Source organism: Peptococcus simiae (assembly GCF_046569735.1).
GTDB classification, from domain to species: domain Bacteria; phylum Bacillota; class Peptococcia; order Peptococcales; family Peptococcaceae; genus Peptococcus; species Peptococcus simiae_A.
Genome location: NZ_JBKICG010000013.1, coordinates 37,695 through 58,588 on the forward strand (window position 1 = coordinate 37,695; position 20,894 = coordinate 58,588).

Sequence of the window (20,894 nt, forward strand, 5' to 3'; positions counted from 1 at the left end):
TGCTATCCCCTTAATTGTTGCAGCAAAGCCGGGTCAGCCCCATGGACCACCAAGAGGGCCAGGAGCACACTGATCCCGGTGATAATCATAAATAAATACAGCACCTGCTCTTCTTTCAGCCCACCCAGCTCAAAGTGGTGGTGGAGGGGCGACATGCGAAAGACCCGCTTGCCGGTCCGCTTAAAGACCAGGACCTGGATGATAACCGATAAGGCCTCTAGGACATAGACCAGGCAGATTAGGGGCAGGAGCAGTTCTGTCTTGGTCAGCATGGCCAGGCCGGCCATGGCCCCGCCGATGAAAAAGGAGCCGGTATCACCCATGAAAATAGAGGCCGGATGGCGGTTAAAGTAAAAGAAGCCTAAGAGGACACCGATCAGGGCTGCCGAAAAGGCCATCCCCGAGGGCAGCATGTACCACACGGAAATAATGAAAAAACCCACGGCGATGACCAGACTGGTCCCGCTTAAGAGCCCATCCAGGCCGTCCGTTAAATTGGCGGCATTGGTCGTGCCCACCAGGACAATGACCATGACAGCCATATAAAAGACTGGTTGCTTGAGGGCCAGCTGAAAGCCCGGGATCCAAAACCCCGGAGCCAGGCCCACCAGGCCAAGGCCCAAGGCCAAGACCACACCGACGATGACCAGTTGCAGGCCCACCTTTTGCCAGGCCCGCAGGCCCAGCGACCGGTGGTTGAATAGTTTTAATCCGTCATCTAAAAAACCGATCAGACCAAAGAGGCTGGCGCACAAGACCAGGAAGACGGAATACCGGTTCACCCCATTGGTCAGGAAGACGGCCAGGGCCATGACCGGCGCAAAAACGGCCCCGCCCATGGTCGGCGTGCCTTTTTTTTGCAGGTGGCTCTGAGGCCCCTCTTCACGAATTTCCTGCCCAAACTTCATCCGGGTCAGGATCGGAATAAGCTTGCGGGTGGCCACGACTGTCAGAAAAAAACCAAGGGCCAAAGCTAATATTGACAGAATAAAATTCAAAATAGTTCCCTCCAGACGTCAGATTAATCCGCCGACAATGGTATCCATGTGCATACTGTGGCTCCCCTTCACCAGGAGCACCGCATCAGCCGGCAGCTGGTCCTGCAGGTAAGCCAGGGCCTCAGCGCTATCTTCCACGGTCACCACTGCCTCTGCAGGCAGGCCGGCAGCAATGGCTGCCTGGGCGGTATCTTTCGTCAAATCTCCAACACAAATTAATTTTTCTAAGGCCAGGGCGGCAAAGGTCTCCCCAACTGCTGCATGCCCCGTTTTTTCATAGGGGCCCAGCTCATACATATTGCCAATACAAGCCCAACGGGGCCGGTCCTTGTAGCCGGCCAGGACTTTCAAGGTGGCCTGGACAGAGGCCGGGTTGGCATTGTAGCTATCGTTTAAAATCAGCCTTTGGCCCGATACCACCTGCTCCATCCGGTTGGACGACAGGGGAAAGGCCCCAGCCAGGCCCTTTTGGATACTTTCAGGCTTTTCGCCTAGGGCCAGGGCGGTGGCAATGACCAAGAGGGCATTCTCCACCTGGTGCTGGCCGGCATAGGGCAGGTCCACGGGAAAGGACCCTGCTGGCCCACAAAAGTGAAAGCGACTCCGGTCGGTATCCAGGACCAAGTCTCTAGCATAGTAACGCGTATTGGCGCCGGCTTCAAGGCTGGTCCATAAAAAAGAGGCTGCGGTTTCTTTTAAATAGGGGGCCAAGAGGTCTCGGTCGGCCTCCCTTACTGCAATTGTACCATTTTGTGGCACATATGGGAATAATTCACTTTTTGCCCTGGCAATCCCCGCCTGGCTGCCGAGGATTTCTGCGTGGACAATACCGATGTTGGTGATGAGGGCATGGCTGGGCCAGGCGATATTGGCCAGGAAGGCAATTTCCCCGAAACCAGACATGCCCATCTCAACGATAAGGATATCTGTCTCCTCGGTGAGCCGGGTTAGGGTCATGGGGAGGCCCAGTTCATTGTTTTGGTTTTCATGGGTCACCACCACTTGGTGGTCTTGCCGGAGGACATGGGTCAAGAGGTCCTTGCAACTGGTTTTCCCCTGGCTCCCGGTGACGGCAATCACCGGCCCCTGGAAGCGGATCCGCATGAAACGGCCCAGGGCCTGCATAAAGGCCAGACCATCTTCCACTATAATATGGGCTGCGCCGGGGTAATCATACGCGGCATCGGCCACATAGCCGATGGCCCCCTTTTCCAGGGCCGTCGGGATATAGTCCGCTCCGTTGACCCGGTCGCCTTGGATGGCCACAAACAAGTCCCCCGGGCTGACTTCCCGGCTATCAAAGACGACCCGGGCCGGTATCTTGGCCTCCCCCTTATGGGGATAGCCTAGGGCATGGGCCAATTGGTCTGTATCTAGTTGGTACATAAGACACCTCGATATTTTATGACTAAAACGAAGAAGCCGGGTCCTCGGCAAGGAAAACCCGGATCATTCTTCTAGCTATGAAATCAATCCATCTCAAGGGGTTTGAGATGAGGGAGTTGACGACTTTTTGCTACCTGTGGTGGTTTGTTCTTTTGCCTTGGCGGCTTCCTGGGCCTTTTTCTCTTCTTCAGCGGCCCGTTCATCTTCTACATCCCGGATATTGGATTGCTCGCGGGTAGAGGCAAATTTAACAGATACCGTTGACCCGGTCTGCACCACCGCCCCGGCTGCCGGGGTCTGGTACCAACACAAGCCGCTACCATCCAGGCTGGCCTTAAGGCCTAGGCCGGTTAAAAGGTGGTCCACTTCTTTAAGGGTCAGGCCCGACAGGTCCGGTAGGGTGACTTGTTCTGCCTTGGGATTACTCAGGTAAGCCCTGACCTGACTGCCTGTTGCCAGCCGGGTCCCGGCCAGGGGCAGGGCAGCCGCAACGTCTGACCCACTGCCAACGTACTCAACCTGGAGGCCTGCTTCCTGCATGCGGAGGCGGAAGGCTTCAGCATTCATGGGCAGGTCAACCTTGGGCACCTGGCCCAGGTTCTTGACTTCCGGCTCTTCAATGCTCTTGTCCGGCAGGGAAGAGGGAATTTCATAGTAGCGCATGATGTCCTTGACAATCCCGGAGAAAACCGGCCCTGCCACAGTCCCGCTGGAGGCGGTGGTCCTAGGGCTGGATACGATAACGATACAGGCAATTTTCGGGTCACCGGCCGGGGCAAAACCGCCAAAGCTCATAATGTAGTCACCCTTTTCATAGCGGCCTTCCCGGGCGATTTCGGCCGTCCCGGTTTTACCGGCTACCCGATAGCCAGGGACAGCGGCCTCCTTCCCGATGCCTTCCGTGACAACCGCTTCCATCATTTCCTGGACCTGTTCTGCCCGTTCGCTGCTTAAAACCCGCCGGACCTCTTCAGGCTTGACCTCCTTAATGGTCTTCCCGTCCCGTTCGGTGATTTTTGAAATAATTTGCGGCTTCATGAGGGTCCCCCCATTGGCAATAGCCGAAATGGCATTGACCATCTGGATGGGGGTGTAGGCATTGGCCTGGCCAATGGACATGGCCGCCAAGTCCAGGGGAACGGCCTGGTCTTCGGGAACTAGGACCGGGTTCGACTCGGCCGGAAGGTCAATGTTGGTTTTGCGGGTAAAGCCAAAGCCATGGAGATAGTCGTAAAACCGTTCTTTACCCAGCCGGGCGACACTCTTGGCCATGACGATGTTACAACTCATGGCCAGGCCGGACCGGAGGGTCATGGGACCTTGCCCGTTCGGGTAGGTCCAGCACCGGAGTTCATGGCCGTTAATTAAAATGCTGCCCGGACAATTGTACTGGCTCTGGGGGGTGGCCACGTCGTCATCTAAAAACATAGAGGCACTGACGACCTTAAAAACGGACCCCGGTTCATAAACCTTGGATACTGCCGGGTTCTGCCAGTTTTTCTCATCGGACTTGGCATAGTTATTTGGGTCAAAATCCGGCAGGCTGCACATGGCCAGGATATTCCCGGTGTCCACTTCCTGGACGATACAGGTGATCCCCTCCGGGTCAAACTGCTCTGAAGCCTTGGCCAGTTGCCGCTCGACAATATACTGGATGGTCCCATCAATGGTCAGGTAGATATCGTCCCCGGCCGTCGCCGGGATTGACTCCCGGATGGACTGGGGGATGATATTGCCCTTCCCGTCATATTCAACCAGGAGCTTGCCGGGGTTCCCGGCTAAAATCGAATTACACTGGAGCTCTATGCCGCTGAGCCCCTGGTTGTCCACCCCGGCAAAGCCCAAGACTTGAGCGGCCAGGCGGCTTTTGGGGTATTCCCGCTTGTACTCATCGGTAAAGCCGACCCCGCGGAAGTTTTCCTTTTGCAGTTTTTCAATAGCCTTGTTGTCGGCGTGTCTCTTCAGCCAGCGGAAGTCACTGGTCTTATCGTTCACAGCGGCCAGGACGTCACTCTTGGACATGCCCAGGCTTTTAGCCAGGGTATCGATGACCTTGTCCTTATCCTTTAATTTGCGGATCTCAGCCGGCGTAATATACACAGACTTCCGCTTGACACTAATGGCCAGGGCCTCGCCCTTGCTGTCGTAAATGAGTCCCCGGTCCGGCATGACAGAGACCTCCTGCAACCGGTTGGACAGGCTCATGCTACTGAAAGATTCATTGGCAAACACTTGCACATAAAGGAGTTTGCCCATAATTAATAAGCCAATAAAAAAGGCGATGCCCATGATGGCGCCAATGCGATTTTTATTTCTCATCGACGCCCTCCGGCGGTTTCTTCAGCTTCTTTTTTCTGGGCCGCCAGGGTAGCCTTGGACGGTTGGTAGGTCAGGACCCGGTCCGGCATGACCATGTCCATTTTTTCAGTGGCCTGTTTTTCAATCCGGGCTAGGTTACCCAGGGCCGCATATTCCTGCTCCAATTGAGCATTGACGGCCTTGATTTCAGACAAGCGGGACTGAGCCTCACTGACCCGGTAGCCCATGGTCTGGACAGCACTGTATTGGGCCGCCACTAAAAGGCCCAGGACAAAAATAAGGGCCACCGCCCGCAAGCGGGGAAACTTAAAGATGGCCCTGCTCTTTTCAGCAGGCTTCACTTGTTCTTTGGACTTATCTTTTATGCGTAAGGCCCGCTTGTACCGGTCATCCGGCCTGGCTTCAAAGCGATTGCCGGCCTGCTGGCGACCCTTGTAGTCATGGTAGTAGCCTGACTGAGTCATGGTTATCTCTCCTGTCAGATGATTTTTTCAACAACACGCAGCTTGGCACTGGCTGCCCGTCGGTTATGGTCTAATTCTAAACTGCCGGCAGTGATCGGCTTCCGGGTGATGATCCGTACCGAGGCCACCTTGCCACAGGTACATACCGGCCATTTTGGCGGACAAAGGCAGGATGCCGCCAGGTACTTAAATTTATTCTTGACAATCCGGTCTTCTAAGGAATGAAAGCTGATGATGGCCAGGCGGCCACCAACTTGGAGTACATCTACCAGGCGGTCGATGGCCTTTTCCAGGGCCCCCAGTTCATCATTGGTTGCAATCCGCAAGGCCTGGAAGGTACGCTTGGCCACATGGGAGTCTTTTTCCCGGGCCCCCTTGGGGATGGCCCGTTCGATGACATCGACCAGTTGGAAGGTGGTCTCAATCGGAGCCAGGGCCCGGCGTTCACAAATAAGCGCCGCAATCCGGGCAGCCCATTTTTCTTCTCCATAGTCCTTGATCAGGTCATGAAGGGCTTGTTCAGAAAGCTCGTTGACCACGTCCCGGGCACTGGGCCCCTGGCTCCGGTCCATCCGCATATCCAGCGGCGCATCGTGCATATAACTAAAGCCTCGGTCCGGGGTATCTATCTGTGGGGAGGATACGCCGATATCCAATAAAATACCGTCAATCCCCTCAGGGTAGTCCTGGGCAACAAAGTCTGCTAATTCAGTGTAATTGGCATGGTAGGCCTTGACCCGGTCGCCATAGGGGGCCAGGTGGGCCCGGGCTGCAGCTAAGGCAAGCTCATCCCGGTCTGTCGCAATGATCTGACCGTCCGGCGCCGAGGCCTCCAGGATGAGGCCCGCATGGCCACCGCCACCCAGGGTCCCGTCGGCATAAACGCCTCCGGGCTTGACCGCTAAGTGGGTCAGGACTTCTTCAGCTAGAACCGGTATATGTTGAAACATGCTTCCTCCTATAAACCGATGTCAAAGGGTTCAATCAGCTCTGCCAGTTGCTCAAAAGAGCCGGCATTACCAGCTTCATAGGCTTCCCAGCGGTCGGTCCCCCATATTTCTATCCGCTCGCTCATACCGATAACAACAACGTTTTTATCCAATTCGGCATAGCCCTGCAGGCCCTGGGGGATGGGAATCCGTCCCTGTTTATCGCATTCTATTTCACTGGCGCTGGAAAAGAAGAAACGGGTGAAGGATCGGGCATCCTGTCTGGTCAAGGGTAGGTGGGCCAGTTTTTTGGAAAGGGATTCCCAGGCATCGATGGGAAAAACAAACAAGCAACCATCCAGGCCCTTGGTCACCACACACCGTCTCCCCAGGCCTTCGCGAAACTTACTGGGGATGATCAGACGTCCCTTAGCGTCCAAACTGTGTCTATATTCGCCTAAGAACATCTGCCACCCCCCTTTCTCTACAAAAGTCTGCCTTTCGAAACCCTTTTGCTCCACTTTATACCACTTTACACCACATTGCCTCTTTAATCCAGCCCCCAGCCCAAAGAGGAGGGGTTCGGAACATACATTCCGAACGTTTTTTCCCAGCAAAAAAGCCGACCTATAGCGGTCGGCTAATTGATAAATTTTATTTATATATATTCATCTGCTAATTTTATGATTTTTATACAACTACGTTTTCAGGTTTACCGGCCAGGAAGGCGGCAATGTTGCCGAAAACAATGTGGGCCCGTTTAACAAAGGCCTCATCTGTCGCAAAGGCCACATGGGGCGTCAGGAGAGTATTGGGGGTATCGAAGAGGGGGTTGTCGGCTTCCAGGGGCGGCTCGGTATAGAAGACATCCACTGCTGCCCCACCAATGGACTGGTCTTTCAGGGCCTTGGCCAGAGCTGGAATATCGACAATCGGGCCCCGGGCACAGTTGATAAGGATGGCGGTGTCCTTCATCTTGGCCAGCTCATCAGCCCCGATAAAGCCCTTGGTATCGGCATTGCTCGGCAGGTGGATGGAGACAACATCACTTTCCTTGAGCAGGGTATCCAGGTCTACAAACTCACAGTTCGGCACGTCTTTTTTACTCCGGTTAAAGGCCAGGACCCGGCAACCGAAGGCATTGGCCACCTTGATGACTTGCTGGCCAATGGCCCCGGCCCCGATGACCCCAAAGGTAAGGGCGGATAATTCCTGGCCCACCAGGCCATCCTTGGTGCCCCCTTGGCGCACTGCTTGGTCACATTCCCGGATATTCCGCAGAAGGGAAATGACCATCCCGAAAACCAGGTCAGTCACCGCTTCGTTGGAGTAGCCGGAGGCATTACAAACGGTCACCCCGCGTTCCTTAAAGACATCAACAGGAATGTGGTCAAAACCGGTGAAGGCCACCGCTAGGAGCTCAATTTTTTCCAGGCTCCGGGCAACCTTTTCGCTCATCGCCTGGTTGGCAATCACAACGATTTCCGCATCTTTTGCCCGATCGATCATTTCCTCATCACTTTGCGCCCTTTGGTCATAGAGCACCAAGTCAGCCTGCCCATCCAGCTTTTCATCGACCAGCTGGTGGAGCAGGTCATCCGGCACAGCCAAGGGTTCTAACACAACTATTTTTTTCATAACTAATCACCTTTCTTCGTTGAGGATGAATTAACTAAAATATACATCAATTCTGTCCCTTTTACAAGCCGACTTCCCCAGCTAGGAGCTGGGCCAAGAGTTCAGCCGGTTCATCTAAGAAAAGACCGGCCCCTGCCGCCTTTAAGGCTTCTTCAGATCGAAAGCCCCAGAGGCAAAAGGCCCCGGCGACCTGGGCCTGCTGGCAGGTGGCCACATCCACTTCCGAGTCGCCGACATAACAGACCTCTTCCGGCTTTAAGCCCATATCACTGACCATTTGTAAAAGCATGGTCGGATCCGGTTTGCGAGGGTTGCCCTCCTTATGCCCCATAATGATGGAAAAGCGGTCCGGGAAAAAATGCCGGACCAGGGCCTCCGTCGCCCCGTGGGGTTTATTGCTCAAAACCCCCAGGCTATAGCCGGAAAGGGCCAGGCTTTCCAGCAGGTCAACGACCCCCGGGTAGGGCCGGGTCTTCCGGGTCATGTTTTCCCTATAGTGGGCCATAAAGGCCCCATGCACCTGGCTAAGGGTTGCCGAGTCAGTCCCTGCAGGGACGGCCTGGCGGATTAAATGACGAACGCCATTGCCAACGAAATGGCGCACCTCTTCACGGCTCCGCTCTGGAAAAGAGAAATCTCGCAGAGCGGCATTTACCCCATCTGCGAGATCCTCTAGTGTATCCAGAAGCGTCCCGTCAAGATCAAAAATGATGCCTTTGATCGACATATGACAGCTCCTTTTTATTTTTTACCTTGAACCTTACCAACGACAAAAAGCAAAACAACAGCCCCTAGAACAGCTGTCCCGATGGTTGGTAAGTTAATTCCCGTAATTTGGCCGTGGCCGATGAAGGATAATAAAAAGCCGCCAATAACGGCCCCTACAATACCGACACCAATATTAGCCATGGCGCCCATTTGAGCATTTTTACCCATGATGATACTAGCTATCCAACCGGCTAAGGCGCCGACGATTAACCAAGAAAGAATTCCCATAGTAAAGCCTCCTTATCATATATACATTAAGTGTTCACTGTCTTATATATAACCGCTACCGGCTACTTTTTAAACATGACCCTTCAAATAAAAAACGCTGCCACCGGGCCTCTACCGGCATTGACAGGTTGCGGTAAAGGGGGTGGACAGCGTTTTTTACATATCTTTTGGATGGATCCGCTTGAGTTTTAAGGATAAAACGAGGCCAATGACGCAGGTCAGACCGGAGGATAAGAAGACTGCATCGACCCCCATGAGGGTGGCCCCTTCAGTAGACATGGTAGCCGCAAAGTAGGCCGTTACCTTTTCATACATCAGGGTAAAAACGGATAAGGAAAGGCCAGTGATCATGAGCTTAATCCAGTTAATTAGGGTGGACCCATCGTCACTTTTTTCCTTGGGCAGCTCACGCATCCCATGGTCAGTAATGGGCATGCCCAGGAGGCCAATCCCCAGGTAGCGGAAGCAGAAAAAGACCATGGCCAGGACAAGCGGGGTCGTCAATTGCAAAAAGCCCAGGGTGATGCTCCCGGCACACAGGGCCACCCAGCCTAAAATAATAACCGTCTTCGAAGGCATCCGGTCATACATGGCCTGGGCCACAGGGGCCCCGCCAACTGAAAATACGGCCGGAATTAGGAGCAGAAGGCCCATGGTCAGTGGGCTATAACCCTTGACCATCTGGAAGTAGATGGCAAAGATAAAGGGCCCCAGGGCCAGCCCCATGGACAGGAGCCCATTGCTGACCAGGGTCAGGGTGTACTCCCGGTTGCGCATGACAGTGAAGTCTAGGACCGGGTTGGTCAGGCGGAGTTGCCGGCGGACAAAGCAGAAAACAAAGAAGCTCCCCCCAACCAGCATGCCTAGGACAATTGGTGAGGTAAAGCCCAGGTTGGTAGCCAGGCTAAAGGATAAGAGAACCGGCAGGCAGCCCACGGCCACAAAGGCAAAGCTGAGCCAGTCAATCCGTTCCGTCGTATGGGCCTCTTCCTTGGGCAGGTAGGCCAGGGATAAGTAAATGGCCAGGATGCCCAGGGGGACGTTAAACCAAAAAATCCACTTCCAACTGGCTACAGCCAGGATGAGGCCGGCAATAACCGGACCTAAGGCCGGCCCCAGGGACAGGCTCATGTTTTGGATGGTTAAGTATAAGGACTGTCTATGGCGAGGGATGTAGCTGTAGATAATGATCATCGTCGTCGGAATTAAGGCAACCCCGGCCAGACCTTGAAGTCCCCGGACAATGATGAGCAGGTAGATATTCGAGGCCAGGCCCGACAGGATGGATAAGACCACATAGGCCCCCATGCTCATAATAAAATAGTTTTTAAGGGTAAAGAGCCGGGTAAAATAACCGGCCAGGGGGCTGACAACCCCCATCACTACGGTGTAACCAATGCTGATCCACTGGACCAGGGTCACTGAGGTATTAAACTCCTGTATAAAGCGGGGAACAGCCACATTGACAGACGATACATTGAAGAGGGCCAGGAAGGCTGCAATGATGATAATGGCCCCCATGGCCCGCTCCTGCTTCCGCCGCTCTAAGGCGGCTTCGGTTGGCGTTTGCGCCACTGACATCCTATCTCTCCTTTCTTCCTAGGACCACGCGGTCGTGGCCTTGCCAATCATAATGGATGACCAGGTCTTGAAAGCCTGCCTGGCGGAATAAGTGAACCACAGCCTCCCCCTGGCCGGCCCCTATTTCACAGGCCATGTAGCCGCCGGGCCTGAGGTAGGTCAAGCCCTCTTGGGCCAAGCGGCGGTAAAAATCCAGGCCATCGGCCCCGCCCCAGAGGGCCAGGTGGGGCTCCTGCCGGACCTCTGCCGGCAGGGTCTCCATGTCTGCACTGCTGATATAGGGGGGGTTGGCGGTAATGAGGTCAAAGGTCTGGCCCTGCCAGGGGGCAAAGAGGTCCCCTTCGGCAAAGGTTATCGCGACGGCTAGCCGGCGGGCATTGGCCCGGGCCTGGTCCAAGGCCTCGGGACTGATATCCGAGGCAAAGACCTCCCAGGCCGGACAACGCCGGGCCAGGGCAATGGCCACCACCCCGCTACCGGTGCAGAGGTCCAGCAGGCGGAAGGGGCCTTCAGCTACCAGGGCCAGGACCTGGTCAACCAGGATTTCCGTATCAAAGCGGGGAATTAAAACCCCTTCACCGACCTGTAAGGAAAAATCGGCAAAGGGGGCCTCCCCTAAAATATACTGCAGGGGCCGGTGGTCTAAAAGCTGCCGGATCCCCCTGGTAAAGACCTCCTCCTCTGCCGCTAGAGCCGGCTCATCCAGGTGGGCCAGGGCCAGGGCCCGGTCCATATCCCGGGCATGGACCATCAGCCGCTCCACAGCCAGCCGCCGGTCCCGGCCGACTTGGGCCAGGGCCTCGTTAAATAAGCCTTGCCAGGTCTTAGGAGATGTCACGGGCAGCCTCATCTAATTGGCGGGCTTGGTTGGTGGACACCAGGGCATCGATAAGTTCATCTAATTCCCCGTCCAGGACCTGGTCCAGCTTGTGGATGGTCAGGTTGATCCGGTGGTCGGTGATCCGCCCCTGGGGGAAGTTATAGGTCCGAATCCGTTCGCTGCGGTCCCCGGACCCGATCATGGACCGACGGGCTTCCGCTTCAGCCCCGTGCTGTTCGGCCATCACCTTTTCGTACAAGCGGCTTTTTAAGACCTTGAGGGCCTTTTCCTTGTTCATCTGCTGGGACTTTTCATCCTGGCAGCTGACCACAATGCCGCTGGGTTCGTGGGTGACCCGGACGGCACTCTGGGTGGTGTTGACACTCTGCCCCCCGGGGCCGGAAGAACAAAAGACGTCTACCCGGACATCATTCATATCCAGGTCCACTTCCACATCCTCTGCTTCAGGTAGGACAGCGACCGTTGCGGCACTGGTATGGATCCGGCCGCCGCTTTCTGTGGCCGGGACCCGCTGGACCCGGTGGACACCCCCTTCAAATTTTAATTTTGAATAGGCCCCCTTACCCACAATCATAAAGGTGATTTCCTTGTAACCGCCGCCATCGGTGGCATTGGAGTTCATGATGTCGACCTTCCAGCCGCAGTCTTCGGCATACCGGGCATACATCCGGAAGAGGTCGCTGGCAAAGAGGGCGGCCTCGTCCCCGCCGGTGCCGGCCCGGACTTCCATGATGACGTTCCGTTCATCATTGGGGTCCTTGGGCAGGAGCAGGAGGTTGATTTTTTCCTCCAGGGCAGTAATCCGGTCATTGAGTTCATGTAGTTCTTCCTTGGCCATATCCACCATATCCGGGTCATCTTCGGCTTCAATGATTTCCCTGGTGTCCTCTTTTTCCTGTAAGAGGCCGCTGTATTCACGCCAGGCCATGACCACGTCTTCCAGATCTGCCCGGGCCTTGGCTGTTTTGCGAAACTCTTCCTGATTGGAGAGTAGAGCTGGGTCAGCCATGGCCTGGTTCAATTCTTCAAAACGTTTATCTAATGCGGGAAGTTGTTCAAACATGGGCTTCCTCCTTTTAAGGTCGTATGTACAAAATAATGCCCCTGGCAACCAGGGGCATATATATTTTACGCTTATCCCAGCAAATGTGCAAGCCTAGTCTTGATAGGTCGCCACAAGGGCCTTGAGGTCTTCGGTATGGTCCTGGAGAAATTCCTCCCAGGCCTGGCCGGAGGCCTTCTGCCGGGCTATGAGCTCCTGTAGAAAGCTTTCTAGGTCTTTTAGGGCAATGGAGCCAATATTTTGGCCCAAGGTAAAGCCCTCCTGATCGTCAGTGGCTGAACCGCCGACAACCACCTCAAAGACATCATTGGCAAAGTCCGCATGGTCAGACTTCTTCCCCCAAAAGGCCAGGGGGCGAACTTGGTGACCGGAGCAGGAGTTCATGCAACCGGAAATACCCATCTTGGGTAAGTCATCCGGGTCAAACTTGCTCAGAATGTCATTGACGGCCGAGTTGTGGGCCAGGCCAAAGCGGCAGAGGTCTGCCCCAACACAGGCAATCCGGTTCTGCTGGTCGCCAACGGCATGGGCCGCCATGTAGGGGGCCATCATATCCAAAAGGGCCAGGGCGTCGTCCCCGGCCAGGTCACGAACGACCACTTCCTGCTCTGCAGACAGGGCCAATTCCGGCCGGTATTCCAGGTAGTTGAAGAACTTGTCCAGCGTCTGGACAAAGTCGACCGGGACAATGCCGGCCGGCACCGGCAGGTAGACGCTGTAAATGCCTTCAAACCGGGTCGGGACCATGTTGGGGTGGGTCCGGTCAGCCGGCTCTCCCCAGTCTCTCTTGCGGAGGGCATCCTTGGGCAGCCCGGCAATGTCCTTAGCCTTGACCTGGTTATAAGCCGTCCGGAAAGCCGCGATGAAGCCCTCTTCGCCCAGTTCGCGGATTTTAAACCGCATCCGTTTTTTACCAATCTTACTATCGGCAAAGAGGTCGATAAAGACCTGGGCGTAGGCCTCCATGGCCCGCAAAACGTCCTTGGCCGGGATAAAGTCTAATAGGGTAACGGCCAGGCGGGGCATGGCCCCCAGGCTCCCGCCACCCAGGACGGTAAAGCCTGCCTCACCGGCCTCATTCCGTCGGGCGACAAAGCCAATATCGGCGTAAGAAATAGAGGCTAGGGCATCCGGTGCAGAGGTCATGGAGGGTTTTAACTTCCCGGGCACCTGGGCGGACCGGCCCAGGCCACTGCTCTGCCATTCACTAATGGCTAGGGCATAGGGGTAAACGTCAAAGGCCTCGTCCTGGCGCAGGCCCGAATCCGGATTGATGACCACGTCGCCTTTTTTCCCGACGGGCTGGAAACTGGCCTGGCTGACTTCCTCCAGGAGGCTTTCCGCTAAAACCGGGTCAGCACCGTAAAGGCGGGCATTCTGCCGGGTGGTAATCCGCAGGTCCAGGTCCGGGTGCTTGTCTAAAATTTGTCTTAAGGTATGCCACTGGGTCACCGACAGGCGGCCGGCCGGCAAGTGGGCCCTGACCACTACATGTTTGGCATCCCTTGCCCAATAACTCCCTGCCGGGGTCGTTTCGTCATACTTATTCTGTGAACTCATGTCATCCTCCTTGCCGATTTCCGTTCCAACTCATTGATGAATTTTTTTGTTGCTACCGTCAGCGTTTCCTGCAAGGCTTCCGGTTTAACTTTATGAAGGGGTAAAAAGGGGGGCGGCGGAATCGGATGGTCGCCAATATCCTTTTCAAACAGCATGAGGTCCAACCAGGCTCCCCGCTTATAAGCCACTTTAGAATAAGTGGCAATCGGGCTAAAGCCCATGCCCAGGTGTAAACCAGCACTGGGTTCATTGTCCCGGACAATCATGCCATAAACGGTCTGCACGTGCTGGTAGTCCAACAGCTGAATGACGGTGCCGTACAAGAGCTTACCCAGGCCATAGCCGGACCAGTCTTCATCTAAATAAATGGACAGCTCAGCGCTCCAGTCATAGGCCGGACGAGCCCGGTACCTATGCGCATAAGCGTAGCCACAGAGGTCATCCCCCACCTGGGCTACGACAAAGGGGTATTTTTCAAGGACGCCGGCAATCCGGTCGCGGAAGGCCTCCAGCTTAGGGACCTCTGCCTCCGTTGTCAGCCAGGTCATGCTGATATAGGGGCGGTATATGTCCAGTAGGGCTTCCGCATCCTCTACGGTCGCCAAGCGAATATAGGCCATATCTTTCATGGGCCGGTAATCTCCTTTCACCCTTAATGTTGTGCAGCGAGATAGGTCATCTGAGTAAAGGGCACCGGCTCTTGGTCTTTTTCGGCTAAGCGGACTTTTTCCAAGGCCACCAGGGCCACTTCCAGCATATCTTCATCCGGTTCAGCGGTGGTCATCCGCTGAATCTGCATGCCCGGCCAGGCAATGAGACGGACGATGGGGCGGTCCATATGCCGGCCGGTCCACTTGAGGATTTCATAACTCACCCCTGCAATGACCGGTAGCAAAAGTACCCGAGAAAAGAGCCGTAAGAGGATGTTGTCCACGCCGGTAAAGGAAAAGACAAAGATACTCACGACCATGACGATAAAGAGAAAGCTGGTCCCGCACCGGGGGTGGAGCCGGGAAAAGCGTCGGGCTGAAGCTGGCGCCAAGGGGGCCCCTGTCTCATAGCAGTGGATGCTCTTGTGTTCAGCACCATGGTATTGGAAGACCCGGTGAATATCGGGCATTTGTGCAATCAGGCAAATATAGAGGAGGAAAATCCCGACCCGCAGGACCCCTTCAAGGAGGTTTTGGGCCAGGACCCCGGAAATCCAAGGACCGGCGGCATGGGCCAAGACCACCGGCAGCAGGAAGAATATCCCAATCGACAGCAAAAGGGACATGAGGACGGTTAAGGCCATTTGCCAGGGCTTGACCGCCTCTTCCTTTGCATCCATCCCCCCGCTTAAGTTCATATTCGTTGACCAGCTCAAGGCCTTCATGCCAACGACCAGGGATTCAACCATATTGACGCTCCCCCGGATGAAAGGCAGGCGCAAGATCGGATGCGCCTCCCCCCAGGGGGTAAAGGGGGTTACCAGGCTTTCTATCCGCCCATCATCTAGGCGCACAGCCATGGCCTGGTGGTGCTTGCCCCGCATCATCACGCCTTCAATGAGCGCTTGTCCACCATAAGATTTTTGCATGTTAGCTTTTTCTCCATCTGTATATCATATCCGCATATTACTCAACTGCTATCAAGTTTTTCGCATCAGGTAATTCCCTACCCCAATGATAAAAATTTGCAACCAATTGGACCGTTTCCGCCGTATGTGGCCGCTCTTCTTTGCTGGTAAAGTAGGGCTGCAGGGTGTCGTCAATAATACCTTTTTCAGTTAAATACTGCCGATAGCTGGCGAAATCATCCGGTAAATGAACACCCTCGAGCTTTGCAACCTCCCTTGCCAAGGAACCGATCACTTGTCGTGCCGGGGGATTATCGTTCACTTCAACGACCGGATCCGGCGGGAAACCCAACTTCCGTAAAGAGCCATTAATTAAATTCTGATATTGATTTTTTGATACCTCTTCATCCAGTTTGTAGTTATTGTCATAACCGCCACCGATAAAGGCTAAGCTCCGCATGGTCTTAAGGCCAGGATAGGCCCAATGAGACATAATGGGCTCTTGAGTTTGTTCATGCGTCAAATTCACACCCTGCTCAACCAGGCGAGTTTGTAAACTTTCGACCTGTTTTTCATTATAGCAGAGCTCTCGTGGCGTCAAAGACTGCTCCCGGGCCAATGCCGCTGCAGCACCTGCGGCTTGACCACAAGCCATCCCTGTTGGCACAATACGTGCACTGCCCGCTGCCATTGACCTATACCCTGCACTTCGCCCAACGATCAATAAATCATCTACTTTTTTCGGAACTAAGGACCGTAAGCCGATAGCGTACTGGTCTGGAAAGCCAATCACAATGCCAAAGGTTTGTGTTTTTGAAGGCTGAACATCAACGGGATAGCTGGTCACTGCAATCATATCTGCCTGTGGTCGGTTTTCCAAGACATCGTCAACGGTTAACATGTACTCGCATTCCATATGGCGACTTTCGCGAACATAGAGCTCTTTTGCAACCGTTTCAAGCTCCGCTTTTTCAAAGCCAACACAGGTTTTACGCAAATAGGGTACTATTTTTTCCAGTTCTTTTTTACCACGGGCTATCCCATCTGCTCGACTATCCGGGTCTAGAGGATTGACGCCGAAAATAATCAAGGCATTAAATAAAACGGTACCATCATTTTGACGACTCATGTTAAACCCACGTAAGCGAATATTTTCGTTAGTTGGTTTATACCCATAGCCCTCCTTAAGATAACCCCAGGCCAGGTTATCCCGGGCCCCCATATCCGTTGACCCGCCAGTAACTTCCCCTTTAGCCCGTTGCATATTCAAGTGCCGCGTGATTTTATCCCAATCCAGCCCCTTTAGGCCAAAAACAAGGGTGACACCCATTTCTCGATCTTTTTCACCAATATCTTCACCGGCATAGGTATAGGGGACGCCCGCAGCTGCAGCTACATCAGCATCTGTAGTCGCATCAATGACGATATCACCCTTATAAGTTTTTTCTCGACCATCTTCGGTCACTGTGACCCCCTTAATCTTGTCCCCCTTCATCACGGGCTTTTGAAATACGCTGTTTACCCGCAAAGTCAGATTATCTTCCGCCTTTACCATATCATAAAAAACTTGTCGCGCTTTATCAATGTCAAAACCGGAGCCCCCAACAGCTTTAAAGAACTCCTCGTAAATCCCACGAACCAGGACCTCACCCTTCCGTGTCTCCGGTATATCAATAAAATTTAGTTCACCATCCGTATATAGGCCACCTAACTGTGCACTGGAACATAAGAGCAAGGTCTTTTGGTTATTTCGTGCAGCCGATATAGCGGCAACGATGCCTTCAGGATCACCACCAACAACAATGACATCATAGTCACTCGGCACATGCTTTTCATTAATAATTTCCGCAACGGCAGTCTTGCCGCCTTCTCCCTTTTCCTGACCACAACCGGTCAAGGCCAAAGAACAAATCAACAAAATCCCTAATGCCTTTAACATCTTTTTTTTCATCTACACTTGACTCCTTTCACACGCAAGGCGGCAGCGGTCATGGGTTTTCCACTGCGGCGTACCGTCTCTAATGCCAGGACGTCAATTGAATCAATGACATCTTCATCCGGCAGGGCGAGGTCGCGTTTTAAAACAGACAACTCGGTGCAGCCTAAAACCAGGCAGTTGGCCCCTTTTTGGCGCAGGTGGTTGGCTATTTCTTCAAAATCCGCCAGGGCCACCGGTTGACCGGCTTTGACGCCCTGGTAAATCATGTCCATTAACTTCTTTTGCATGGCCGGGTCACAGGTGACCCAGCTGCAGCCGCTTTCCTCAGCGGCCTTCTGGTAGCTTTCCGTCATAATGGTGCCATCGGTGGCCATAATCCCAATGCAAAGGGGAGCCTTGGCCTCGCAGCTGGCATAGCGCAGGGTCTCCCGGACAATATTAACCACCGGGATCTCTACCGCCGCCTGGATATCCTCATAAAAATAATGGGCCGTATTACAGGGAATGACGATAAAGCGGCAGCCCAGAGCAGCCATATCCCGGGCATCCTCAATCATTAAGGGCAGGGGGTCCTCAGACGAGGCCCCGGAAATATAGGCCGTCCGGTCGCCAATGGTGCAGTGGTTAAAGATCATCATATTAATATGGGCCTGGTCGCAGTCGGCCTGGGTAAAGTCAATGACCCGCTCCATAAAATAGGCCGTTGCTGCCGGCCCTAAGCCACCAATAACACCTACAGCCTCACGCATGACATACCCCTCCTTAAGGGTCTTTAAATTTTTATGCTCCCAATATTGTATAAGTGAGACCGCCTCTCGTCAAGCAAGGTAAAAAACGTCTTTTACCGCAAATGGCAAAAGACGTTTTGTATTCAGTTTTTATCCTTAGTCTTCTTCAATGTGGTTGGTGGCCTCAATTTCTTCTTCCGTCATGAGCTTACCAACCATGGCTTCGCCGTCTTGCCCCTGGCGGTTGTAGTAGTCCACCAAGGCTGCCTTGATGGCTTGTTCGGCTAAAACACTGCAGTGGATTTTATTGGCCGGTAGGCCACCCAGGGCTTCAACAACGGCATCATTGGATAACTTGATGGCTTCAGAGATGGGGTGGTCCTTGACCATTTCCGTTGCCATGGAGCTGGTGGCAATGGCAGACCCACAACCAAAGGTTTCAAAGGAAATGTCCTTGATGATGTCATCTTCAATTTTAAGGTACATTTTCATGATGTCGCCACACTTGGCGTTACCTACTTCACCAATGGCATTGGCATCTTCAAGGGCGCCGACATTCCGGGGATTTCTGAAGTGGTCCATAACTTTATCTGTATACAAGGTGAAGACTCCTCTCTTTAATCAAAGGTACTGAACTGGCGGATTATTTTTTAAGGTTGTCATCTTCCATGATCATACGCTGGTTTTCCTTATCCCAAACCGGACTCATATTCCGCAGCCGTTCAATGATGGCTGGCACATGCTCTAAGATGTAATCGACTTCTTCATCGGTGTTGTTTTCACTGACACTCAGACGTAAGGACCCGTGGGCAATGGCATGGGGCAGGCCCAGGGCCAAAAGCACGTGAGAGGGGTCCAGGGACCCTGAGGTGCAGGCCGACCCACTGGAGGCGCAAATCCCGTAAGCATCCAGCATGAGCAGGATGGACTCCCCTTCAATTCCTTCGAAGGATACGTTCACATTTCCGGGCAGGCGCGGGTCCCGGGCCCCGTTTAACCGGGTGGCCGGAATGGCCAAGAGGCCTTCAATTAAACGGTCGCGGAGCCGGCGGCAGTGGGCGCTGTTTTTTTCCATGTTTTCCACTGCATCGGTAATGGCCTGGCCGAGGGCGACAATGAAGGCGGTATTTTCTGTCCCGCCCCGACGGCCCCGCTCTTGGCCGCCCCCATGAAGGAGGTTGACCGGCATAATGCCCTTGCGGACATACAAGGCGCCAATTCCCTTGGGGGCATGAATCTTGTGCCCGGACAAGGAGAGCATGTCAATCTTCTGGGCCTTGACGTCAATGGGCACATGGCCGACGGCTTGAACTGCATCGGTGTGCAGGATGACGTCTTTTTCATGGCAGACTTGGGCAATTTCAGGAATGGGGAAGATGGTCCCCACTTCGTTGTTGGCATACATGATGCTGACCAAGCCAGTTTCCGGCCGGATGGCATCTCGGACTTGCTCAGCGGTCACTAAGCCATCTTCATTTACCGGCAGGTAGCTGACATCGAAGCCTTGGCTTTCAAGAAATTGAGCCGTATGCAGGATGGCATGGTGCTCAATATTGGTCGTAATGATGTGGGTCTTGTCCCTTTTTTTCATTTGGACCGCATAGCCCTTTAAGGCCCAGTTATCCGACTCTGTCCCACAGGAGGTAAAGAAGACTTCCCGGGGTTCACAATTTAAAGCCTTGGCCACCTGGTCACGGGCCTTAGCAATAGCGGCCTTGGGTTCTTCACTCACATGATACAGGCTGGAAGGATTGCCATATACCTCTTTTAAGTAAGGCATCATCGCTTCCAAAACGCTATCACTAACCGGAGTGGTTGCCGCATTATCTACATATATTGTCTTTGCCATTATTCCTCCACGCCCTTCCCTTGCTCAAAAATATCATCCATTGACATATATCGGTTACCTGAATCCGGCAGCAGGGTCACAAGGGTCTGCCCCGGTTCTTTTCTTAAAATATCCCGGCAGGCGCTTAAGGCCGCACCGGAGGATACCCCGGCAAACAGCCCTTCCCTTCTGGCCAAGAGACCAACCATGGCCAAGGCATCTTCGTCCGTCGCCTGATAAATATCATCAATGACGGACCGGTCCAAGGCGTCCGGGACAAAGCCGGCGCCAATGCCCTGAATCCGGTGGGTACCGGAGGGCTGGCCGGATAAGACAGCAGACCGGGCCGGTTCAACGGCAACGACCTTTAAGTTTTCCTGTCTTTCCTTTAAGTACTTGCCAACACCGGACAGGCTCCCGCCGGTGCCGACCCCGGCCACTAAAATATCCGGTTTCATCTGGGCTTCCTCCAGGGCTGCCCAAACTTCAGGGCCAGTGGTTTTATAGTGGATTTCGGGGTTCAGCGGGTTGGCGAACTGACCGGCAATAATGGCGCCGTCCAGTTCTTTTTGCAGGGCTTCCGCTTTGGCGATGGCCCCCTTCATGCCTTCGGCGCCTGGTGTCAGCACCAGGTCAGCACCATAAACCGCCATCATTTTACGACGCTCGATGCTCATGGTTTCCGGCATGACAATAACAACTTTATAACCTAAGCGGGCACCGACAGCCGCCAGGCCGATACCGGTGTTGCCGCTGGTAGGCTCGATAATGGTCCCGCCGGCCTTGAGTTGACCTGCCGCTTCGGCCCCGCGAATCATGGCCAGGGCAATGCGGTCCTTCATACTCCCGGTGGGGTTGAGAAATTCGGCCTTAGCAAGAATGGTGCCGTCTAAAGCCAATGCTTTGGTTAAAGCCGTCAAGGCAATCATAGGTGTATGACCGATCATATCTGTGACAGATTTAAACATAATCCTTCCCCTCTCTTCTATCTATATTTATATATACGCCATAATCCCTAGTTCTAAACTAGGAATTAATTCTTTACACTAATTTTTTATACCCCAGT

General features: G+C 54.0%; 20 protein-coding genes. All 20 read right to left on the bottom strand.

Going from position 1 to position 20,894, the window contains the following annotated elements:
* Nucleotides 1-2: 2 nt before the first annotated feature.
* Nucleotides 3-998, bottom strand: coding sequence for a phospho-N-acetylmuramoyl-pentapeptide-transferase (gene mraY, locus ACLGL1_RS06625; protein ID WP_411007917.1), 996 nt, complete (start codon nucleotides 996-998; stop codon nucleotides 3-5).
* Between the two features lie 18 nt (nucleotides 999-1,016).
* Nucleotides 1,017-2,384: a UDP-N-acetylmuramoyl-tripeptide--D-alanyl-D-alanine ligase gene (locus ACLGL1_RS06630; protein WP_411007918.1), complete on the bottom strand. Its 1,368-nt coding sequence runs from the start codon at nucleotides 2,382-2,384 to the stop codon at nucleotides 1,017-1,019.
* A 93-nt stretch (nucleotides 2,385-2,477) separates the two neighbouring features.
* A complete protein-coding gene (locus ACLGL1_RS06635; protein ID WP_411007919.1) occupies nucleotides 2,478-4,703 on the bottom strand; it encodes a penicillin-binding transpeptidase domain-containing protein in 2,226 nt (741 codons plus the stop codon).
* Nucleotides 4,700-5,167 (bottom strand): hypothetical protein, encoded by a 468-nt coding sequence (locus ACLGL1_RS06640; RefSeq protein WP_411007920.1) that lies wholly within the window; start codon nucleotides 5,165-5,167, stop codon nucleotides 4,700-4,702. The genes ACLGL1_RS06635 and ACLGL1_RS06640 overlap by 4 nt, the downstream gene beginning before the upstream one ends.
* A 14-nt stretch (nucleotides 5,168-5,181) precedes the next feature.
* Nucleotides 5,182-6,117, bottom strand: coding sequence for a 16S rRNA (cytosine(1402)-N(4))-methyltransferase RsmH (gene rsmH / locus ACLGL1_RS06645; RefSeq protein ID WP_411007921.1), 936 nt, complete (start codon nucleotides 6,115-6,117; stop codon nucleotides 5,182-5,184).
* Nucleotides 6,118-6,125: 8 nt separating this feature from the next.
* Nucleotides 6,126-6,563 (bottom strand): division/cell wall cluster transcriptional repressor MraZ, encoded by a 438-nt coding sequence (mraZ, locus tag ACLGL1_RS06650; protein WP_411007922.1) that lies wholly within the window; start codon nucleotides 6,561-6,563, stop codon nucleotides 6,126-6,128.
* Between the two features lie 223 nt (nucleotides 6,564-6,786).
* The gene (locus tag ACLGL1_RS06655) at nucleotides 6,787-7,734 is read right to left on the bottom strand and encodes an NAD(P)-dependent oxidoreductase (RefSeq protein ID WP_411007923.1); all 948 of its coding nucleotides are present in this window, start codon (nucleotides 7,732-7,734) and stop codon (nucleotides 6,787-6,789) included.
* A gap of 61 nt (nucleotides 7,735-7,795) precedes the next feature.
* Complete coding sequence (locus ACLGL1_RS06660; protein WP_411007924.1) at nucleotides 7,796-8,461, bottom strand: HAD family hydrolase; 666 nt, start codon at nucleotides 8,459-8,461, stop codon at nucleotides 7,796-7,798.
* 14 nt (nucleotides 8,462-8,475) lie between these two features.
* Nucleotides 8,476-8,730 (bottom strand): GlsB/YeaQ/YmgE family stress response membrane protein, encoded by a 255-nt coding sequence (locus tag ACLGL1_RS06665; protein ID WP_411007925.1) that lies wholly within the window; start codon nucleotides 8,728-8,730, stop codon nucleotides 8,476-8,478.
* Between the two features lie 156 nt (nucleotides 8,731-8,886).
* Nucleotides 8,887-10,311: a DHA2 family efflux MFS transporter permease subunit gene (locus ACLGL1_RS06670; RefSeq protein ID WP_411007926.1), complete on the bottom strand. Its 1,425-nt coding sequence runs from the start codon at nucleotides 10,309-10,311 to the stop codon at nucleotides 8,887-8,889.
* A 1-nt stretch (nucleotide 10,312) separates the two neighbouring features.
* Nucleotides 10,313-11,149, bottom strand: coding sequence for a peptide chain release factor N(5)-glutamine methyltransferase (prmC, locus tag ACLGL1_RS06675; RefSeq protein ID WP_411007927.1), 837 nt, complete (start codon nucleotides 11,147-11,149; stop codon nucleotides 10,313-10,315).
* Nucleotides 11,136-12,215, bottom strand: a complete 1,080-nt coding sequence (gene prfA, locus ACLGL1_RS06680) for a peptide chain release factor 1 (protein WP_411007928.1) — start codon at nucleotides 12,213-12,215, stop codon at nucleotides 11,136-11,138. The genes prmC and prfA overlap by 14 nt, the downstream gene beginning before the upstream one ends.
* A gap of 93 nt (nucleotides 12,216-12,308) precedes the next feature.
* Nucleotides 12,309-13,775, bottom strand: coding sequence for a hypothetical protein (locus tag ACLGL1_RS06685; protein ID WP_411007929.1), 1,467 nt, complete (start codon nucleotides 13,773-13,775; stop codon nucleotides 12,309-12,311).
* Entirely contained in the window at nucleotides 13,772-14,404 is a 633-nt protein-coding gene (locus tag ACLGL1_RS06690) for a GNAT family N-acetyltransferase (protein WP_411007930.1), read from the bottom strand. Before ACLGL1_RS06690 ends, ACLGL1_RS06685 begins: the two co-directional genes overlap by 4 nt.
* 23 nt (nucleotides 14,405-14,427) lie before the next feature.
* Complete coding sequence (locus ACLGL1_RS06695) at nucleotides 14,428-15,354, bottom strand: DUF1385 domain-containing protein (RefSeq protein WP_411007931.1); 927 nt, start codon at nucleotides 15,352-15,354, stop codon at nucleotides 14,428-14,430.
* 37 nt (nucleotides 15,355-15,391) lie between these two features.
* A complete protein-coding gene (locus ACLGL1_RS06700; RefSeq protein WP_411007932.1) occupies nucleotides 15,392-17,284 on the bottom strand; it encodes an FAD-dependent oxidoreductase in 1,893 nt (630 codons plus the stop codon).
* Complete coding sequence (locus ACLGL1_RS06705) at nucleotides 17,281-18,021, bottom strand: aspartate/glutamate racemase family protein (RefSeq protein WP_411007933.1); 741 nt, start codon at nucleotides 18,019-18,021, stop codon at nucleotides 17,281-17,283. Before ACLGL1_RS06705 ends, ACLGL1_RS06700 begins: the two co-directional genes overlap by 4 nt.
* 135 nt (nucleotides 18,022-18,156) lie before the next feature.
* The gene (locus ACLGL1_RS06710; protein WP_408977853.1) at nucleotides 18,157-18,582 is read right to left on the bottom strand and encodes an iron-sulfur cluster assembly scaffold protein; all 426 of its coding nucleotides are present in this window, start codon (nucleotides 18,580-18,582) and stop codon (nucleotides 18,157-18,159) included.
* 61 nt (nucleotides 18,583-18,643) lie between these two features.
* Nucleotides 18,644-19,849 carry a cysteine desulfurase NifS gene (gene nifS / locus ACLGL1_RS06715; RefSeq protein WP_411007934.1) on the bottom strand — a complete coding sequence of 402 codons (1,206 nt, stop codon included), beginning with the start codon at nucleotides 19,847-19,849 and terminating at the stop codon, nucleotides 18,644-18,646.
* Nucleotides 19,849-20,796, bottom strand: a complete 948-nt coding sequence (gene cysK / locus ACLGL1_RS06720) for a cysteine synthase A (RefSeq protein ID WP_411007935.1) — start codon at nucleotides 20,794-20,796, stop codon at nucleotides 19,849-19,851. The genes nifS and cysK overlap by 1 nt, the downstream gene beginning before the upstream one ends.
* Between the last annotated feature and the right edge of the window lie 98 nt (nucleotides 20,797-20,894).

What these genes read in the sequence shown, in the direction of transcription:
- ACLGL1_RS06660 (WP_411007924.1), bottom strand. Translation starts at nt 8,461, where the DNA reads ATGTCGATCAAAGGCATCATTTTTGATCTTGACGGGACGCTTCTGGAT.
- ACLGL1_RS06665 (WP_411007925.1), bottom strand. Translation starts at nt 8,730, where the DNA reads ATGGGAATTCTTTCTTGGTTAATCGTCGGCGCCTTAGCCGGTTGGATA.
- ACLGL1_RS06685 (WP_411007929.1), bottom strand. Translation starts at nt 13,775, where the DNA reads ATGAGTTCACAGAATAAGTATGACGAAACGACCCCGGCAGGGAGTTAT.
- ACLGL1_RS06670 (WP_411007926.1), bottom strand. Translation starts at nt 10,311, where the DNA reads ATGTCAGTGGCGCAAACGCCAACCGAAGCCGCCTTAGAGCGGCGGAAG.
- mraZ (WP_411007922.1), bottom strand. Translation starts at nt 6,563, where the DNA reads ATGTTCTTAGGCGAATATAGACACAGTTTGGACGCTAAGGGACGTCTG.
- ACLGL1_RS06695 (WP_411007931.1), bottom strand. Translation starts at nt 15,354, where the DNA reads ATGCAAAAATCTTATGGTGGACAAGCGCTCATTGAAGGCGTGATGATG.
- ACLGL1_RS06655 (WP_411007923.1), bottom strand. Translation starts at nt 7,734, where the DNA reads ATGAAAAAAATAGTTGTGTTAGAACCCTTGGCTGTGCCGGATGACCTG.
- ACLGL1_RS06705 (WP_411007933.1), bottom strand. Translation starts at nt 18,021, where the DNA reads ATGCGTGAGGCTGTAGGTGTTATTGGTGGCTTAGGGCCGGCAGCAACG.
- ACLGL1_RS06635 (WP_411007919.1), bottom strand. Translation starts at nt 4,703, where the DNA reads ATGAGAAATAAAAATCGCATTGGCGCCATCATGGGCATCGCCTTTTTT.
- rsmH (WP_411007921.1), bottom strand. Translation starts at nt 6,117, where the DNA reads ATGTTTCAACATATACCGGTTCTAGCTGAAGAAGTCCTGACCCACTTA.
- ACLGL1_RS06690 (WP_411007930.1), bottom strand. Translation starts at nt 14,404, where the DNA reads ATGAAAGATATGGCCTATATTCGCTTGGCGACCGTAGAGGATGCGGAA.
- prfA (WP_411007928.1), bottom strand. Translation starts at nt 12,215, where the DNA reads ATGTTTGAACAACTTCCCGCATTAGATAAACGTTTTGAAGAATTGAAC.
- ACLGL1_RS06710 (WP_408977853.1), bottom strand. Translation starts at nt 18,582, where the DNA reads ATGGACCACTTCAGAAATCCCCGGAATGTCGGCGCCCTTGAAGATGCC.
- ACLGL1_RS06640 (WP_411007920.1), bottom strand. Translation starts at nt 5,167, where the DNA reads ATGACTCAGTCAGGCTACTACCATGACTACAAGGGTCGCCAGCAGGCC.
- cysK (WP_411007935.1), bottom strand. Translation starts at nt 20,796, where the DNA reads ATGTTTAAATCTGTCACAGATATGATCGGTCATACACCTATGATTGCC.
- ACLGL1_RS06700 (WP_411007932.1), bottom strand. Translation starts at nt 17,284, where the DNA reads ATGAAAAAAAAGATGTTAAAGGCATTAGGGATTTTGTTGATTTGTTCT.
- nifS (WP_411007934.1), bottom strand. Translation starts at nt 19,849, where the DNA reads ATGGCAAAGACAATATATGTAGATAATGCGGCAACCACTCCGGTTAGT.
- ACLGL1_RS06630 (WP_411007918.1), bottom strand. Translation starts at nt 2,384, where the DNA reads ATGTACCAACTAGATACAGACCAATTGGCCCATGCCCTAGGCTATCCC.